At 41.4% G+C, this 17,159-nt stretch carries 15 protein-coding genes; 8 read left to right on the top strand and 7 right to left on the bottom strand.

Annotation, left to right across the window (positions count from 1 at the left end):
* Positions 1 to 29: 29 nt before the first annotated feature.
* The 3 genes from BCY91_RS07920 to BCY91_RS07930 form a co-directional block, all read right to left on the bottom strand.
* Complete coding sequence (locus tag BCY91_RS07920) at positions 30 to 2,828, bottom strand: 2-oxoglutarate dehydrogenase E1 component (protein WP_120181413.1); 2,799 nt, start codon at positions 2,826 to 2,828, stop codon at positions 30 to 32.
* A 228-nt stretch (positions 2,829 to 3,056) separates the two neighbouring features.
* Entirely contained in the window at positions 3,057 to 3,929 is an 873-nt protein-coding gene (locus BCY91_RS07925) for a MerR family transcriptional regulator (RefSeq protein ID WP_120181414.1), read from the bottom strand.
* A gap of 52 nt (positions 3,930 to 3,981) precedes the next feature.
* Entirely contained in the window at positions 3,982 to 5,289 is a 1,308-nt protein-coding gene (locus BCY91_RS07930) for a DASH family cryptochrome (protein WP_120181415.1), read from the bottom strand.
* A 175-nt stretch (positions 5,290 to 5,464) separates the two neighbouring features.
* On the opposite strand from BCY91_RS07930, the gene hflX reads away from it, so the two are divergent.
* From hflX to aspS, 3 genes are all read left to right on the top strand, one after another.
* Positions 5,465 to 6,667 (top strand): GTPase HflX, encoded by a 1,203-nt coding sequence (hflX, locus tag BCY91_RS07935; RefSeq protein WP_120181416.1) that lies wholly within the window; start codon positions 5,465 to 5,467, stop codon positions 6,665 to 6,667.
* A 76-nt stretch (positions 6,668 to 6,743) separates the two neighbouring features.
* Complete coding sequence (rbfA, locus tag BCY91_RS07940; protein ID WP_182995333.1) at positions 6,744 to 7,109, top strand: 30S ribosome-binding factor RbfA; 366 nt, start codon at positions 6,744 to 6,746, stop codon at positions 7,107 to 7,109.
* Positions 7,110 to 7,258: 149 nt separating this feature from the next.
* Positions 7,259 to 9,010 carry an aspartate--tRNA ligase gene (gene aspS, locus BCY91_RS07945; RefSeq protein WP_120181418.1) on the top strand — a complete coding sequence of 584 codons (1,752 nt, stop codon included), beginning with the start codon at positions 7,259 to 7,261 and terminating at the stop codon, positions 9,008 to 9,010.
* An 83-nt stretch (positions 9,011 to 9,093) separates the two neighbouring features.
* Here the strand turns inward: aspS and BCY91_RS07950 are convergent, their stop codons facing one another.
* Entirely contained in the window at positions 9,094 to 9,414 is a 321-nt protein-coding gene (locus BCY91_RS07950; protein WP_120181419.1) for a heavy metal-binding domain-containing protein, read from the bottom strand.
* Between the two features lie 165 nt (positions 9,415 to 9,579).
* Between BCY91_RS07950 and BCY91_RS07955 the strand changes: the two genes are divergently transcribed.
* The 3 genes from BCY91_RS07955 to BCY91_RS07965 all read left to right on the top strand — a co-directional run bounded on the left by BCY91_RS07955 (position 9,580) and on the right by BCY91_RS07965 (position 10,967).
* Positions 9,580 to 10,056, top strand: coding sequence for a nucleoside deaminase (locus BCY91_RS07955; RefSeq protein WP_120181420.1), 477 nt, complete (start codon positions 9,580 to 9,582; stop codon positions 10,054 to 10,056).
* A gap of 77 nt (positions 10,057 to 10,133) precedes the next feature.
* The gene (locus BCY91_RS07960) at positions 10,134 to 10,739 is read left to right on the top strand and encodes a superoxide dismutase (protein WP_120181421.1); all 606 of its coding nucleotides are present in this window, start codon (positions 10,134 to 10,136) and stop codon (positions 10,737 to 10,739) included.
* Between the two features lie 66 nt (positions 10,740 to 10,805).
* The gene (locus BCY91_RS07965; RefSeq protein ID WP_120181509.1) at positions 10,806 to 10,967 is read left to right on the top strand and encodes a phosphatidate cytidylyltransferase; all 162 of its coding nucleotides are present in this window, start codon (positions 10,806 to 10,808) and stop codon (positions 10,965 to 10,967) included.
* 235 nt (positions 10,968 to 11,202) lie between these two features.
* On the opposite strand, the gene BCY91_RS07975 is transcribed toward BCY91_RS07965, so the two are convergent.
* Positions 11,203 to 11,769, bottom strand: coding sequence for a C40 family peptidase (locus BCY91_RS07975; protein ID WP_120181423.1), 567 nt, complete (start codon positions 11,767 to 11,769; stop codon positions 11,203 to 11,205).
* 409 nt (positions 11,770 to 12,178) lie between these two features.
* Between BCY91_RS07975 and pdhA the strand changes: the two genes are divergently transcribed.
* Entirely contained in the window at positions 12,179 to 13,174 is a 996-nt protein-coding gene (gene pdhA / locus BCY91_RS07980; protein ID WP_120181424.1) for a pyruvate dehydrogenase (acetyl-transferring) E1 component subunit alpha, read from the top strand.
* Positions 13,175 to 13,201: 27 nt separating this feature from the next.
* A complete protein-coding gene (locus tag BCY91_RS07985) occupies positions 13,202 to 14,851 on the top strand; it encodes a pyruvate dehydrogenase complex dihydrolipoamide acetyltransferase (protein WP_120181425.1) in 1,650 nt (549 codons plus the stop codon).
* Between the two features lie 72 nt (positions 14,852 to 14,923).
* Here the strand turns inward: BCY91_RS07985 and BCY91_RS07990 are convergent, their stop codons facing one another.
* Together BCY91_RS07990 and BCY91_RS07995 are read right to left on the bottom strand one after the other, a co-directional pair.
* Positions 14,924 to 15,433, bottom strand: a complete 510-nt coding sequence (locus BCY91_RS07990) for a hemerythrin domain-containing protein (protein WP_120181426.1) — start codon at positions 15,431 to 15,433, stop codon at positions 14,924 to 14,926.
* A gap of 11 nt (positions 15,434 to 15,444) precedes the next feature.
* Positions 15,445 to 17,151 carry an APC family permease gene (locus BCY91_RS07995; protein WP_120181427.1) on the bottom strand — a complete coding sequence of 569 codons (1,707 nt, stop codon included), beginning with the start codon at positions 17,149 to 17,151 and terminating at the stop codon, positions 15,445 to 15,447.
* Between the last annotated feature and the right edge of the window lie 8 nt (positions 17,152 to 17,159).

Genomic DNA, 17,159 nt, shown 5'->3' on the forward strand with positions numbered 1-17,159 from the left:
AAATATTTTATTGTATTGCCCCTGTAACCTTAATCTACCTTAGCGGTTTTCGCTTTAGAGGCTTTTTTTACTATTTCTTTTACTTCTTCGATGTTTTTAAGCTCAAAAGCTTTCGCAACAATATGGGCTTGTTGGGCCAAGTGTTGTTTTGCAAAACCTGTTGCCGGACTGCTCGCCGGTTTTCTGGAAATTACATCAAAATCAAATTCAGATTTCCTAAATATACGCGAAATAAATGGCCAAGGTCCCATATTTTCTGGCTCTTCTTGCACCCAGATAAAGTGAGCGTTTTTGTATTTTGCTTTTATAGCGTCCATTTGTTTGTACGGCGTTGGGTACATTTGCTCTAAACGCACCACGGCAACGTCTTCACGCGCATCTTTTTCTTTCTCCTCTATTAAATCGTAGTAGATTTTGCCCGAGCAGAATAACACGCGTTTCACTTTTTCGGCTTTAGCCGATGCGTCATCTATTACTTCCTGGAATTTTCCGTCTGTAAAATCCTTCAGAGGTGATACGCATTTAGGATGTCTTAACAGGCTTTTTGGAGAAAAGTTAATCATCGGTTTGCGGATATCGCGTTTTAATTGGCGACGCAATGCGTGGAAAAACTGCGCTGGAGTGGTGCAGTTAAGCACCTGCATATTGTACTCGGCGCAAAGCTCTAAGAAACGTTCAATACGCGCCGACGAGTGTTCTGGTCCCTGGCCTTCGTAGCCGTGAGGCAATAAAATTACCAAGCCGTTAGCACGTTGCCATTTTGTTTCGGCAGATGAAACGTATTGGTCTACAATAATTTGAGCGCCATTAAAGAAATCTCCAAACTGTGCTTCCCAAATGGTTAGAGCGTATGGGTTGGCCATTGCATAACCATATTCGAAACCTAAAACCCCATATTCAGATAAGTGCGAATTGTAGATTTCAAAGCTAGCCTGCCCTTCTGCAACATGTGCCAATGGCGTGTATTCTTCTTCAGAATCTTCAACTTTAACTACTGCATGGCGGTGCGAGAAAGTACCGCGTTCCACATCCTGACCGCTGATACGTACTCGTCGGCCCTCTTTAACCAATGTTCCGTAGGCCATCAACTCGGCCATGGCCCAATCAAAAACATGTGTTTCTGTGGCCATTTTTAATCGTTCGCCAAATAAGCGTTCAATTTTGGATAAAAACTTTTTATCTGATGGCAAATGCGAAATTGCTTTCGCTACGTTTAATAATTCGTCTTTTTTTACTGATGTATCCGGAGAGCTTTCAAAATCCTTTTCTGAAGAAAACCTAAACTCGGTCCAGGCTCCAGAAAACGCTGGGTTAGTTGGTGCTCCCGGGTCTTCTTTAGATTCGTTTAAACGCTCTTGCAAAAGGTCTTTAAACTCTTTTTCCATTTGCTTGGCCAACTTTTTATCAACCGCCCCTTGCGATAGTAGTTTTTCTACATAAATCTCGCGCGGATTAGGGTGTTTTTCAATGGCTTTATAAAGAATTGGTTGTGTAAACCTAGGCTCGTCAGCTTCGTTATGGCCAAATCTGCGGTAGCATAAAATATCGATAAATACGTCGTTATGGAAACGTTGGCGGTATTCCATCGCCATATTAATGGCATAAACTAAGGCCTCAACATCATCGCCATTTACATGGAAAACCGGTGAAAGGGTAACTTTCGCAATATCGGTACAATAAGTAGATGAGCGCGCGTCTTTGTAATTGGTGGTAAAACCAACTTGATTGTTAATTACCAAATGGATGGTTCCGCCGGTGGTGTAAGCATCCAATTTAGACATCTGTAAAACTTCATATACCAAGCCTTGGCCAGCAATGGACGCGTCACCATGCAACAATATCGGAGCAATACGTTTATAATCGCGCTGATATTTCATGTCCATTTTAGAGCGGGTGATCCCCTCAACAACCGCAGCAACTGTTTCCAAATGCGACGGGTTAGGGCAAAGGCTTAAATGCACTTTTTTGCCCGAAGAAGTTTCTACATCGGTAGAAAAGCCTAAGTGGTATTTTACATCGCCTCCGAAAGGCAAATCTTTATTGTATTTACCTTCAAATTCAGAGAAAATATCTTTGTAGGTTTTGCCCATGATATTGGCCAGCACGTTTAATCTGCCGCGGTGCGCCATACCAATTACAAATTCCTCAATTTCTAGGTCAGCCCCTTTTTCAATAACAGAATCCAGCGCCGGAATTAATGCTTCTGCACCTTCTAAAGAAAAACGTTTTTGGCCTAAAAATTTAGTTCCTAAAAAGCTTTCAAAAGCAACTGCTTGGTTTAGTTTGTTAAGGATGCGTTTTTTTGTCTCGACATCAAAAGCCGGTTTGTTGCGGTTTTTCTCCATGCGTTCTTCAAACCATTTTAGTTTGATGGGGTTACGCATGTACGTATATTCAATGCCGATAGACTGGCAGTAAGTTTCTTCTAAAAGCTGGTAGATGTCTCTGAGTTTGGCAGGACCTAAGCCTACCTCAACGCCTGCGTTAAAAACGGTATCCAAATCTGCCTCAGAAAGCCCGAAAGTTTCCAGCTCTTTTCCTGGGAAGTACTTGCGACGTTCGCGCACAGGGTTGGTCTTGGTGAAAAGGTGGCCACGGCTACGGAAACCGTAAATCATACCAAGCACGTTAATTTCTTTTAAAGCATGTGCCGCGCTCTCTGGGCTTGCATTTTCGCCACCCGGACTCTCGCTTTGCTGACCGAAATCAAAGCCTTCAAAAAATTTTTGCCATCCAAAATCTACAGATTGGGGGTCTTGCTTGTATGATTGGTAGAGCGAATCAATATAAGCGGAATCTGCGTTGCTGAGATAAGATAAATTATCCATCTAAAAATAAATCTGTTTGCCAGCAAAAGTAAACAAAATAGGTTGGGAAAACACGAAATAATTAGGATTTATGGCGCTTTGTGACGGGCTTATGCCAATGAGAAATATGGCTTTGCCAACTTAGTAAAATAGCGCCTCATCAAACACTAAGAATGTTACAAAGAGTTGCGACTTCCTTATTGGCGAAGGCAATTTTTGTTCGTTAATATAAGCCATCGAAAAATTAAATCAATGTATCATCTTCTTAAAAGCTTCAATACCCGGTAATACATGCAAGTGATGATGAGAAAATTTAATATCCTGCAAAACAGCATAACCGCTTACTAAAAGTGGGGCGTTTAAAATATTACAAAGGCTTTTTAAAATATCTTCAACAGTCGCATAACTGTAAGCACTAGTTAAAACAGTAAGGGCGTAATCTGGTTTAAAAAAGTCGCTAGCTTCTTGCAAAATCGCATAAGGTAAATCGGCACCGAGGTACAGCACTTTGTGTCCGGCTTTTTTTAATAAATATTCGGCATATAAAAGGCTAAGTTCATGCTGTTCTTGTGGTGGCAAAAAAAGCAGATATTTTCTTGCATCCATTCTCTCAGTGCTTTTCAGAGAACGTGTTTCTACACTTATTTTTTGGGCAATTTTGTGGCTTGCAAAATGCTCGTGCGCAACGTTTATGGTTTTACTTTGCCATAAATTGCCTATCTGATGCAAAAAGGGGAAAACCACTTTCTCCATCGTTTGTTGCATTCCCATTTCTAAAGTGAAAGTATCCAAACTTTCATCAAACGCGTTGGCGTCCATAGCTACGGTAGCATTTAACAGCTGTTTAATTTTAAAATCAGGTTGGGCAGCTCCGGTGTTGATTTGATGCACCAATGCATCTATATCCTTTTCGGGCATTTTAGATATTTCGCTGATCTTAAAACCGTTGTGGCTTAAAGTGGCTACATTTAAAAAGAAGCGGAGGTCTTCGCTGTCGTAATAACGTATGTTGGTGCCGGTACGTTTGCAGCGCGACAGGTTGTAACGCTGTTCCCAAATGCGTAAAGTATGGGCCTTAATGCCTGTTAAACTTTCGATATGGCTAATCGATAATTTGTCCACCGTTGCTGATTTTTATCCATACTGATAACAAAGGTGTAAGCATTTTGTTTTTTTATGAATTATTTTCGCTCCAAAGTTTCACATACGCTCCGTGCGGGTCATATTCTGCAGCTTGTTTTTCAATGTTGAAGTAACGCTCATCCCGCGGATCATTGCCTACGCCTGCAATGTATGCCCAGTTTCCCCAGTTGCTTGCGGGACTGTAATCTATCAGCATCTCTTCAAAATAAGCAGCGCCCCAAGTCCAGTTAACTTTTAAATCATTTACAAGGTACGAGGCTACATTTTGTCTGCCGCGGTTGCTCATGAAACCGGTGTGTTTCAGTTCTTGCATATTAGCATCTACAAAAGGCACACCCGTAACGCCGTTTTTCCATTGCTCAAACAGCTCTTTTTGGTTTGGTGCCAGTTCGTTTTCTTTGCCTTTTATCCCATCTTCCATAAAATAGCGTGTTCCGTGCTTTTTAAACATAAACCGGAAATAATCTCGCCATAGCAATTCAAAAATTAACCAATAGGTAGAGTCATTGGCGCCCCGTTCTTTCTCGTAGCGCTTTACTTCCCAATAAATTTCGCGCGGTGATAAACATCCGGCTGCCAGCCAAGGCGAAAGTTTGGAACTATAGTCGGCGCCAAGCAAGCCGTTGCGCGTTTTCTTATAGGTTTTTAAAGCCTCGCTTTCCCATAAATAATAATTCAATCGTTTTAACCCTTCGGTTTCGCCCCCTTTAAACTGTAGTACGCTTCGTTTGTCTACTTCGGGCTCGGTTAAACCTAGGTCTTGGAGCGTGGGCACTTCGCTTTTTTCAAAATTGGCAGGGATGTTTATTTGCGTTGGTGTTTCAAAAGAAGGACGTATCTCGGCTTCACGCTCTACCTTTTTCCTAAACTTGGTAAAAACATCCGGAATATCTTTAATAGGAAAAGGCAAATCCTCTTTGTGGTGCATGGTGTGCCCAATAAAATGCTTCAAATTAATCTGCATTTTCCAAAGTGCGTCTTCCACGTTAGAAGAAACCTCAGTTTCTTCCGCAGCTACCTCGCGGTGATGGTAAACCTCGTTCACCTCATATTTTTTGCATAATTCTGGTAAAATTTCCTCCGGTATACCTTTTAATATCAGTAAATCGCCACCTAATTTTTGTAAGGATACTTTTAAGTCTTCTAAACTCTCTAAAATAAATTTTGCTCTAAAATTGCCCGTCTTCTGTGTGCCATAGGGCGCTTCGGTAAAGTGACGCGGGTCCACGCAATAAACCGGGACAATTGTTGTCGCTTTTTTAGTAGCCTCCAACAACATCTCATTGTCATGAATACGTAGGTCGTTCCTAAACCAAACCAGAATTGTTTTTCCGCTCATTTTTATGGAAAGATTTACAAAAAGGGCATTTTTTGCAATATTGGACAATATTTAAGAGCAACGCAAATTGCCACCTTTATTTTACTTCAAATTTACAGATGATAAACGGTTTAAATTTTGCTTTAAGTTAACACAATGAATCAAGATTAATATCTTTGCCAACAGAGGAAGAAAAATGCCGAGGAAAAAATTTTACGATACAGAAGTTAAGCCCGAGCGCGTGGTTTTGGTTGGGCTGATTACCGCTAACCAAACTGAGGCCGAGGAAAACGAATATTTAGATGAGCTGGCATTTTTAGTAGAAACTGCCGGAGGAGTTACCGAAAAGCGCTTTACACAAAAAATGCAAAAGCCAGAGCGCGCCACTTTTGTAGGCACGGGTAAACTGGAAGAAATACGTGATTACGTAAAAGCCGAGGAGATCGACATTGTGGTTTTTGATGACGAGCTATCACCAATGCAGTTGCGGAATATAGAGAACGAGCTGAAGGTAAAAGTGTTGGACCGCAGCAATTTAATATTGGATATTTTTGCAAAACGGGCACAATCTGCCCAAGCAAAAACACAAGTAGAGCTAGCGCAGTTACAATATTTATTGCCACGCTTAACGCGGATGTGGACGCACTTAGAACGCCAAAAAGGCGGTATTGGAATGCGTGGTCCCGGTGAAACACAAATTGAGAGCGATAGAAGGATGATCCAGCAAAAGATTTCTTTGTTGAAAGAAAAGCTAGAGCTGATAGATAAACAGAACGAAACACAGCGCAAAAACAGGCGCGAGCTGGTGCGGGTGGCCTTGGTAGGTTATACGAACGTAGGTAAATCTACCATCATGAACATGCTCTCCAAATCTGAAGTGTTTGCAGAAAACAAGCTGTTTGCCACGCTTGATACCACCGTGCGTAAAGTAGTGCTAGAAAACGTGCCTTTCTTACTTTCGGATACCGTAGGTTTTATTCGCAAATTGCCGCATCATTTGGTAGAGTGCTTTAAGTCTACTTTAGATGAAGTTCGTGAAGCGGATATTTTAATTCATGTAGTGGACATATCGCATCCTAATTTTGAAGATCATATCCGTACGGTAAACGAAACCTTAAAAGAATTGGGAGCTATCGATAAAGAAATGATAACGGTTTTTAACAAAATTGATAATTACCGCGAAGTAGAGGCAGCGCAAGATTGGGAAGTGGAAAATGAAGATGTGCCCAGCATGACTTTATCCGATTTCAAAAAAAGCTGGATGGCAAAACACAACAGCCCGGCCATATTTATATCTGCCTCTAAAAAAGAAAATGTAGATGAACTGCGCGAGCGCATTTACGAAAGCGTGAAAGCGGTGAACCAGCAGATTTATCCTTACAATAATTTTTTATATTAATAAAGGAGTAAGTATCAAGACAGCGCCGGTTAAGTTCTGATCTATTTAATATTATTAGCTTCATATCTAAATAACCATGGAATCAAAAAGACAGCAGAAGTTTGCACGAGTAATACAAAAGGATTTAGGAGAGATTTTCCAGAGAGAAGGAGCATCTTTTGTGCCCAATGCCATGATTACAGTAACAAAAGTTAGGGCTACGCCAGATTTGGGCATTGTGAGGGTGTTTTTAAGTTTTTTTGCTGTGGCAGATGCTAAAGATGCTTTAAAGAAAGTACAATCAAAAGCCACAGAAATACGCTATATTTTGGGCAAACGTATTAAAGACCAAGTAAAAGGCGTGCCTCAGCTCGAGTTTTTTTTGGATGATACTAATGAATATGTCGACAAAATGGACCGTATTTTTAATAACATCCAGCAAGATGATACCGGCGAGCTATAGGCTGTCGCGAAAACATCAGCCAATTTACCGCATTTTTTTGCGCCTTTGCAGGCGCTAAGGCCAATTGTAAAAGCAATTACATAAAAAATATTTTTAACTTATATTCGCAAATTATTTGCCCTTGAGGGCTTTTTCCAAAATTTAGCATCATGCACAGAACACACACTTGCGGTGAATTAACCATAAAAAACCTAGGCGAAGAAGTTTTGTTAAGCGGTTGGGTCCAAAAATCCAGAGATTTGGGTGGCACCACTTTTATTGACGTTCGTGACCGTTACGGTTTAACGCAGCTGGTGGTAAATACAGATGACGAAGCCACCTTGCGCGCCAAGGTAAAAGATTTGGGACGCGAGTTTGTGATAAAAGTAAAAGGCACTGTTTTAGAGCGTTCCAACAAAAACCCAAAAATCCCTACAGGTGAAATAGAAATTAAAGTTTCTGATTTGGAGATTTTAAACGAGGCAAAATTGCCGCCGTTTATGATAGAGGATGAAACCGATGGTGGCGATGAGTTAAGAATGAAATATCGCTACTTGGATCTTCGTCGAAACCCCGTGCGTAACAATTTAATTTTGCGTCATAAAATGGCGCAAGAGATTAGAAAATATTTAGACGCCCAAGACTTTTTAGAAGTAGAAACCCCGGTTCTCATTAAATCAACGCCAGAAGGAGCGCGTGATTTTGTGGTGCCTAGCCGCATGAATCCCGGAGAGTTTTATGCTTTGCCACAATCGCCGCAAACTTTTAAGCAGTTGTTGATGGTATCCGGTTTTGATAGGTACTTCCAAATTGTGAAGTGCTTTAGGGATGAAGATTTACGTGCCGACCGCCAACCGGAATTTACCCAGATAGACTGCGAGATGGCTTTTATTGAGCAGGAAGACGTGTTAAACATTTTTGAAGGTTTAACGCGCCACATGTTTAAAACGGTAAAAGGTCTGGAGTTTGAAAACTTTCCGCGTATGCAATACGCAGATGCCATGAAATATTACGGTTCTGATAAGCCCGACATCCGTTTTGAGATGAAGTTTGTTGAGCTTAACAACGTAGTTAAAGGACAAGGCTTCGGGGTTTTTGATAACGCAGAACTGGTAGTAGGTATTAACGCAACGGGCGCCGCAAGCTACACCCGCAAGCAAATTGACGAGCTTACAGATTTTGTAAAGCGCCCGCAGATTGGCGCAACCGGTTTAATTTATATGCGCCATAACGAGGACGGTAGCTTAAAATCATCAGTGGATAAGTTTTATAATGAAGAACAACTACAAAAATGGTCTGCCGCTTTTAATACCGCTCCCGGCGATTTAGTACTCATTTTAACCGGCGCAACCGATAAAGTTCGCAAACAACTGAACGAACTGCGTTTAGAAATGGGCAACCGCCTTGGTTTGCGCGATAAAAACCAGTTTGCACCACTTTGGGTTGTTGATTTTCCTTTATTAGAGTGGGACGAAGAAAGCGGACGCTACCACGCTATGCACCACCCTTTTACGTCGCCAAAGCCCGAAGATATCGATTTACTGGATAGCAAACCAGGCGAAGTGCGCGCAAACGCGTACGATTTGGTAATAAACGGAACGGAAATTGGCGGTGGCTCTATCCGTATCCACGATAAAAAGCTCCAGTCAACAATGTTTAAACATTTAGGTTTTACAGAAGAAGAAGCACAAAAGCAGTTTGGCTTTTTGTTAGAAGCGTTTGAATATGGTGCACCTCCTCATGGCGGTATTGCCTTCGGTTTTGATAGGTTGGTGTCTATTTTCGCCGGATTAGATTCTATTCGCGACGTTATTGCTTTCCCTAAAAACAACTCGGGCCGCGATGTAATGATTGATTCGCCATCAACCATTGACGATAAGCAGAAAAAAGAGTTGTTTATAGAAACAACCGTAGAGCAATAGATAATAATGATAAATAAAAAACAAAGGCTGCTTCAACGCAACCTTTGTTTTTTTGGCAATCTTTAATCTTTGTTCCTTATTCTTTACTCTATAACCACCGCTGTTCCGCTTGCAGAAACCATTAACATGCTGCCGGCACTGCCCATAGTTTCATAATCTAAATCAATCCCTATAACGGCGTTTGCGCCCAAACGTGCAGCATAGTCTTGCATCTCTGCCATGGCAATGTTTTTGGCTTCGCGCAGGCCTTCTTCGTACGAACCTGCACGTCCGCCTACCACGTCGCGGATGCTTGCGAAAAAGTCTTTCACAAAATTTGCCCCTATAATTGCCTCGCCAGATACTATGCCTAAATATTTCACTACTTTTTTTCCTTCAATGTTATTAGTTGTTGTTACAATCATGATAGTTTTTTTGGTTTAGATAGTTTTTACAGTTGGATGTTACAACGTAAGCGGAACTTAAACCGAAATCCTTGCCACAAATCTCATATCTCAGGTCTCAAATCTCCCATTTCTTCATCTCTCATCTAATTTATTCTCCCATCCAAAAGCCTATATTTGTCCTAAATGAAATACTTTTCTTTTACAGACGAGCCTACGATAAGCGAAGACGAATTTTTCATGAATGAAGCGCTAAAGGAAGCGCATTTGGCATTGGAAGCAGATGAAATTCCTGTAGGTGCGGTAATTGTGTGTAAAGGGCGTATCATCGGGAAAGGCCATAATCTTACGCAGCAGCTAAATGATGTTACTGCCCATGCAGAAATGCAGGCTTTTACTGCCGCATCCAATTTTTTAGGAGGAAAATATCTTACAGACTGTACGCTTTACGTTACTTTGGAGCCTTGCGTAATGTGCGCCGGCGCGGCCTATTGGACACAAATTTCCAGAGTGGTTTTTGGTGCTTATGACCCACAACGTGGTTTTTCCCGTTTGGCAGATAATATTCTGCATCCGAAAACGAAACAGCTTGGCGGAGTTTTTGAGGAAAAATGTGCCGAGTTGGTCCGCACCTTCTTTAAAACAAAGCGATTTAAATCTTAACATTAATCTGAACTTTGTTAAAGTGCAGATTCTTATATTTATCCATCATTTATTAACAACCTTAAATTTTTAAAATTATGGCTTTTGAATTACCTGCGTTACCATACGCATCAGACGCATTAGAACCACACATTGATAAAGCAACAATGGAAATCCATCACGGTAAACACCATGCGGCTTACGTTAATAACTTAAACAAGGCTTTAGAGGGTAAAGACGATTCATCTTCTATCGAGGAGATATGTAAAAACGTTTCAAAATACCCTGCGGCGGTAAGAAATAACGGAGGCGGGCATTTTAACCACTCTTTGTTTTGGACAGTAATGAAACCCAACGGCGGTGGCGAACCAACAGGCGAATTAGCAGATGCTATTAATAGCGCCTTCGGTTCATTTGAAGATTTTAAGAAAAAATTTGCCGACGCAGGCGCAACTCGTTTCGGTTCTGGCTGGGCTTGGTTAATTGTTGATGCAGACGGTAAGTTGGCCGTAACCTCAACTCCAAACCAAGACAATCCGCTAATGGATGTTGCAGAAGTGCAAGGCACGCCAATTTTGGGTGTAGATGTTTGGGAACACGCTTACTACCTAAACTACCAAAACAGACGTCCGGATTATCTGGCAGCGTTTTTTAATACCATCAACTGGGACGAAGTGGCAAAACGCTATGCCGCTGCAAAATAGTTTGGCATAATTTTGAATTATATTAAAACGGGAAGAAATTCATCTTCCCGTTTTTTTATGCAAAAAATGAAAAGATTTACACTACCTCTGGTGATGCTGCTTTTGATGTCATTAAGCAGTTGCTCGGCCATTGAAGGCATATTTAAAGCAGGCTACTATGTTGGAATTTTTGTAGTAGTTTTTGTGCTATTCGTTATTGGCTTTATTTGGGCAAAAGTGCGTAAATAATAAAAACAAATGCTATGAATTTAAAACGAACTTTTGGAAGCATATTAACCGTACTGGGCATTATAGGGTTAATATATACTGCGGTCTCTTTTATTCAACACAGTGGAGATACCAGAACAGTTATAACTTTGGGCGTATTAGGAGTGATATTTTTTTTCACCGGCATTAGTCTGGTGCGTACTACTAAAGATGAAACCTAAAAAATCCCGCTCGGGGGCGGGATTTTTGAATAAGGTTAATCGTTGTTTAGCTGGTTTTTAAGGCTTTCAAGCACGCGGCCGCCTTTGTAAAAATATTTTTGCCAATAAGGCTCGTCCAAGTTGCTAATCATAACGCCACGGCTTGATGATGCGTGTGCAAATTTATGATCGCCAATATAAACGCCAACATGGCTAATGGATTTGCTTCTGATTTTAAAAAACACCAAATCGCCTTCTTTTAAATCCATTTTATTAATGGGATTAACCATGCTGAAAATGTTGCGAGAATTAGTGCCAATGATAGTATTGAAAGTTTTGTTGTAAAGCTCATAAGCAAAGCCAGAGCAGTCAATGCCTTTTTTAGTGTCGCCGCCTAAGCGGTATGGTGTACCTAACCAATCGTAAATAAATTGGTACATTTTGGTATTGCTGGTGGCAGATATAGCTACGCCCATCACTTGCGAAAAAAATTGGCTCGCCAGATTATCCGGATCCGAAACTTCTGTTTTTGCGCTTGAGGCAGATGAGGTTGATTTAGAATTTTGAGCGTTTGCTGTTAGGAAGAAGCTAACTAAAAAGGTAAAAATTAAAATTTTCTTCATTACTGACTACGTTTTGGGCTATAGATCAATTACAAACGAGCTATACAAGCTTTTATTTTGTACGGTTGCGAAAGTAATACTAATGTTTGTTTTACGCAACAGTTCAATTTTGGTTTTAACTCTTTTTAACAAATTTAACATAGTCGCCTTAGGTCGCTCACAAATTTTTTCCACAACATTTACTTTTTGCACAAGCCCGCGCTAACGATTGCAGTGGCATCCTTTTTTTGTTGCGTGGCAATACCGGGTTTGAGGCACAAAAAAAGATATAACGGAAAGCGTGTTAAAGCGCCCACATTATTAAGCCGGGCTTTTATGTGCTCAATATTTTTATGTTAATTAAAGGGTTAACGGGTTTTATTTTTGACAAGTTATTGATAGCTTTGCTGACCATAATTAGAATTTACAAATGAGTTCAATTGCGATTACAAAAGAGACATATCTGTACTGGTATGAGTTGATGTTGCTGCTTAGGCGTTTTGAAGAGAAAGCGGGGCAGTTGTACGGGCAGCAGAAAATCAGAGGTTTTTGCCACTTATATATTGGCCAAGAGGCGGTTGTAGCAGGAGCAATGTCGGCCAGTAAAAAAGGCGACAGCATGATTACCGCTTACCGCGACCACGCACACCCTATTGCAATGGGCATGTCTCCAAATGTAGCAATGGCCGAACTTTATGGTAAAGCCACAGGTTGTTCTAAAGGAAAAGGTGGCTCTATGCACTTTTTTGATAAGGAAAACAAGTTTTTTGGAGGCCACGGCATCGTTGGCGGTCAAATTCCGGTTGGTGCAGGTGTAGCTTTCGCAGAAAAATATTTGGGTACAGATAATGTAAACCTATGTTTTATGGGCGATGGAGCTGTACGTCAAGGAGCGTTAAATGAAACCTTTAACATGGCCATGAACTGGAAGTTACCGGTAGTTTTCGTGGTGGAGAATAATGGTTACGCCATGGGAACATCTGTTGCGCGCACGTCAAACACTACGGATATTTATAAGTTAGGTTTAGGTTATGAGATGCCTTGCATGCCGGTTGACGGTATGGACCCAGTTGCGGTGCACAACGCAATGGACGAGGCTATCCAAAGAGCCAGAAGAGGCGAGGGGCCAACTTTCTTAGAAGTAAGAACCTACCGTTACAAAGGACACTCCATGTCCGATCCGCAAAAGTACCGCACCAAACAAGAGGTAGAAGAGTATAAAGCGAAAGATCCAATCGAGATTGTAAAATCGCACATCCAAAAGGAAAAATGGGCAGATGAGGCTTGGTTTGATGAAATTGCAGCAAAAGTAAAAGCGCAAGTTGAGGAAGCGGTGAAGTTTGCAGAAGAATCTCCATGGCCAGATGCATCTGAGCTTTACACAGATGTGTATGCAGAACCAAACTATCCTTTTATTAAAGATTAATTTTAAATTACCTAACAGAAATATAAGATGGCTGAAGCGATAAAAATGCCGAAGATGAGCGACACCATGACAGAAGGTGTTTTAGCTAAATGGCATAAAAAAGTTGGCGATACAATTAAAGCGGGCGATGTTGTTGCGGAGATTGAAACGGATAAAGCCACGATGGATTTCGAATCTTTCCAAGAAGGCACCTTGCTTTACATAGGTGTTGAAGAAGGGAAAGCAGTGCCGGTTGATAGCTTAATTGCTGTAATTGGCGAGAAAGGTGAAGATTATAAATCTGCTTTAGAAGGCGAAAAACCTGCAGAAGTAAAAGAAGAAAAAAGTGAAGCGCCAAAAGCTGAAATAAAAGAAGATGCGAGCAGCGCGGCACCAGTTGATACTTCAAATATTGAAGCTACAGTAATTAGAATGCCTTTGTTAAGTGACACCATGACAGAAGGTGTAATTAACAAATGGAATTTTAAAGTTGGCGATAAAGTAAAAGCTGATGATAGCTTAGCAGATGTTGAAACCGATAAAGCCACGATGGAAGTTGTGGGTTATGAGGAAGGTACTCTGCTTTATTTATCTGTTAAAGAGGGTGAAGCGGTTCCGGTTAACGGCATTATTGCTATTGTTGGTAAAGAAGGTACAGACATTACACCATTGTTGAAAGACGGTGGTCAAGCGCCTGTTGCTAAAGAAGACAAAGCTACCGAAGAAAGTAAAAGCGTAAGTACAGATGCTGGAACAGCGCCAGTTAAAGAAACTGCTCCGTCATCTGATGATAGCCGCATAAAAGCTTCTCCTTTAGCTAAAAAATTAGCCGAAGATAAAGGCATTGATTTAAGCGAAATAAAAGGAAGCGCAGAGGGTGGCCGCATTGTTAAAAAAGATGTAGAAGGTTATACGCCGTCTGCTAAAGCAGAAACAGCAGCTGCCAAAGCGGATGCGCCAACTTCAAACGCAGGAGCAGCGGCAGCAGCACCGGTATTGCCAACTTATGTGGGCGAAGAAAAATACACCGACAAGCCTGTTACACAAATGCGTAAAGCTATTACACGCAGCTTAACGGAAAGCCTCTTTACTGCGCCACATTTCTATTTAAATGTTACCGTGGATATGGACGGCGCTATTGCGGCACGTGCACAAATTAATACGGTTGCACCGGTAAAAGTTTCGTTCAATGATATTGTGATTAAAGCTGTCGCAATAGCTTTAAAGCAACATCCAGCAGTTAACTCATCTTTCAGAGGAGATAAAATCCGTTTTAACGAGCATACCAACATTGGGGTGGCTATGGCGGTTGAGGACGGTTTGTTGGTGCCAGTGGTGCGTTTTGCAGACGGTAAAAGCTTATCACACATTTCTGCCGAGGTAAAAGAATTTGCGCAAAAAGCGAAAGCTAAAAAACTGCAGCCTAAAGATTGGGAAGGTTCAACCTTTACTGTATCTAACTTGGGTATGTTTGGTATTGATGAATTTACTTCTATCATTAACGCTCCAGATGGTGCAATTTTATCAGTAGGCGCTATACAGCAAGTGCCGGTGGTTAAAAATGGTGCAGTTGTTCCGGGAAATATTATGAAATTGAGCTTAGGTTGCGATCACCGTGTGATTGACGGCGCAACAGGAGCTAAGTTTTTGCAAACTTTAAAAGCTTTATTGGAAGCTCCAATTACGCTATTGGCTTAATTAGTTTTTAAACTACAAAAAGTCCCGTTACGAATAAGTGGCGGGATTTTTTTTGTTTTTTTCCAACGATTTTTATTGCACTTTTCTCACAATTTCATCATAATCGTAGCCGGCTCTTCTCAAAGCTCTAATGGCAGACTGCATGGCGATAGGGGCAGGGTTAGGCAAATGGAGTGGAACCTCGTCTGTGGCTTTAAGTTGATTTAGTAGTTCTTCCGTTTGTCCTTGCGTTAGTTCTTCGCATATCTCGTATAATCCTCCGGGCTGTTCTTCTGCAAGGTCGTGGACGTCCACTAAATACCTGATTACTTTTACTAAAAGCGCAGTAGGCGGTGGAACCATCAAAGCGGTGATTGCGCCATGTTCAAGCCGGTATCTGGGTATAATTTGTTCTGCAATGATGGGATTGGCTTTCTTGGCAGCGGGGAAGAGTATTTTTTCTTCCATTTTGATATGCCTCAACAGCTGTGCCCTAAACTGGTAATATAAATCTAAGTTTATTTCGCCAGCCTTTTCGGTAGCTTTTTCTAATATGCCATCAATACGATGGTGGTCATCTGTAAAAAATTGATGCAGCGTCATGCCCTTAAAATTTATTCGTCTGCAGTTTTGTTCAATTTACTGTTTTTATAACTGTAACCAAAATAGATGACTAAGCCTATACCGAGCCAAATTAAAAAGCGTAGCCAATTAACGTAGCCTAGCTCGGTCATTAGGTAGCCACAACTCAATAAACCTAAAACGGGGATTAAAGAAAGACTCTTAGTAAAGGAAAGAATGCTGATGATTAATGCCAGGATTAAATAAACGTATAAAGGTAATTTCTCTCTAACCACTAACCAGCCATCGCTAAAATCAAAATGGTTAAGTAAGTTATCGTGAAATACGGTTACTCCTATCAAAAACAATAAGGGCACAATCCATTTTCCGTTTATATACGGCATGCGGAAACGTTTATTGGTTTGAGCGGTTTCCTCTTTAGGCAACAACAAAACTCCACCACAAACCAAAACAAAGGCAAACAAGGTTCCAATACTGGTTAGGTCGGTTACTTCGGTTAGGTTCATAAATAAAGCGGGTACCGCTACCGCAATGCCGGTTACAATGGTCGCAAAAGACGGTGTTTTATATTTTGGATGTACGCGCGCAAAAGCTTTCGGCAATAAACCATCTCTGCTCATGCTCATCCAAATACGGGGTTGCCCCATCTGGAAAATGAGCAACACGCTGGCTGTAGCAATTACTGCGCTGATAGAAATTACGTAGCTAATTTTGTTTAGCCCTACACGCTCAAACACAAAAGCTAAAGGATCTGCAACGGCTAGTTCACGGTAATTTACCATTCCTGTTAAAACCAGCGCAACTAGGATGTATAGCACCGTACAAATGATTAAAGAATAAACCATCCCTCGGGGCAAATCGCGTTGAGGATTTCGACACTCTTCCGCAGTGGTAGATATCGCATCAAAACCTATGTACGCAAAAAATACTCCGGACACGCCTTTCATCATCCCACCAAAACCATTAGGCAAAAAAGGATGCCAGTTTTCTGGCGTAACATAAAAAAAACCGATGGCGATAACAGCTAGTACCACGCCGATTTTTATAACAACCATAACGTTGGTTGCGCGTTTCGTTTCGCGGATGCCAACGTAAACCAAGACGGTGATAAGGAGAACAATGAGTAACGCGGGTAAATCTGCTATCAACCGCAGATTTCCAATGGCAGGTGCGGTTGCCCAAGCCTCAGCGGCGGTTTTAGCGGTTTCGCTTAATTTTGCTATATCGCCCCCGTTTCCTAGCAGCGTTTTGTGCGCTTGGTATGCACTTAAATAGTCGAGTGTGAGGTAAGCAGGCATTTGTATGTTAAATCCCTTCAAAAGATTTACAAAATAGCCGCTCCAAGAAATAGCTACCGCGATGTTCCCGATGGCATATTCCATCAGCAAATCCCACCCGATAATCCAGGCAATCAGTTCTCCAAAAGATGCATAAGCGTAAGTGTAGGCACTGCCAGAAACCGGTATTCGAGAAGCAAACTCGGCATAACATAAAGCCGAAAAACCGCAGGTGATGGCGGTGATGATAAATAAAATACTTACACCTGGACCGCCGTTAAATGCTGCCTCGCCAATGGTAGAAAAAATTCCGGCACCAACTACGGCGGCAATCCCCATAAAGGTTAAATCTCTGACGCCTAAAACTTTGCTTAACGAGTGGTGCGTGGCGTCGCCGAAGCCTTCGTTACTGTCTTTTAGTATTTTTTGGATTGATTTTTTTCTGAATAAGTCTTTTTGCATCCTATTTG

Origin of the sequence: Pelobium manganitolerans (genome assembly GCF_003609575.1) — a bacterium.
In the GTDB taxonomy this organism is placed as follows: domain Bacteria; phylum Bacteroidota; class Bacteroidia; order Sphingobacteriales; family Sphingobacteriaceae; genus Pseudopedobacter; species Pseudopedobacter manganitolerans.

Bases quoted from the DNA above. Each gene is read 5' to 3' on its own strand.
- BCY91_RS07965 (WP_120181509.1), top strand. From the start codon at position 10,806: ATGAAAAGATTTACACTACCTCTGGTGATGCTGCTTTTGATGTCATTA.
- hflX (WP_120181416.1), top strand. From the start codon at position 5,465: ATGCCGAGGAAAAAATTTTACGATACAGAAGTTAAGCCCGAGCGCGTG.
- BCY91_RS07990 (WP_120181426.1), bottom strand. From the start codon at position 15,433: ATGACGCTGCATCAATTTTTTACAGATGACCACCATCGTATTGATGGC.
- BCY91_RS07920 (WP_120181413.1), bottom strand. From the start codon at position 2,828: ATGGATAATTTATCTTATCTCAGCAACGCAGATTCCGCTTATATTGAT.
- BCY91_RS07995 (WP_120181427.1), bottom strand. From the start codon at position 17,151: ATGCAAAAAGACTTATTCAGAAAAAAATCAATCCAAAAAATACTAAAA.
- BCY91_RS07960 (WP_120181421.1), top strand. From the start codon at position 10,134: ATGGCTTTTGAATTACCTGCGTTACCATACGCATCAGACGCATTAGAA.
- rbfA (WP_182995333.1), top strand. From the start codon at position 6,744: ATGGAATCAAAAAGACAGCAGAAGTTTGCACGAGTAATACAAAAGGAT.
- BCY91_RS07950 (WP_120181419.1), bottom strand. From the start codon at position 9,414: ATGATTGTAACAACAACTAATAACATTGAAGGAAAAAAAGTAGTGAAA.
- aspS (WP_120181418.1), top strand. From the start codon at position 7,259: ATGCACAGAACACACACTTGCGGTGAATTAACCATAAAAAACCTAGGC.
- BCY91_RS07985 (WP_120181425.1), top strand. From the start codon at position 13,202: ATGGCTGAAGCGATAAAAATGCCGAAGATGAGCGACACCATGACAGAA.
- pdhA (WP_120181424.1), top strand. From the start codon at position 12,179: ATGAGTTCAATTGCGATTACAAAAGAGACATATCTGTACTGGTATGAG.
- BCY91_RS07975 (WP_120181423.1), bottom strand. From the start codon at position 11,769: ATGAAGAAAATTTTAATTTTTACCTTTTTAGTTAGCTTCTTCCTAACA.
- BCY91_RS07930 (WP_120181415.1), bottom strand. From the start codon at position 5,289: ATGAGCGGAAAAACAATTCTGGTTTGGTTTAGGAACGACCTACGTATT.
- BCY91_RS07955 (WP_120181420.1), top strand. From the start codon at position 9,580: ATGAAATACTTTTCTTTTACAGACGAGCCTACGATAAGCGAAGACGAA.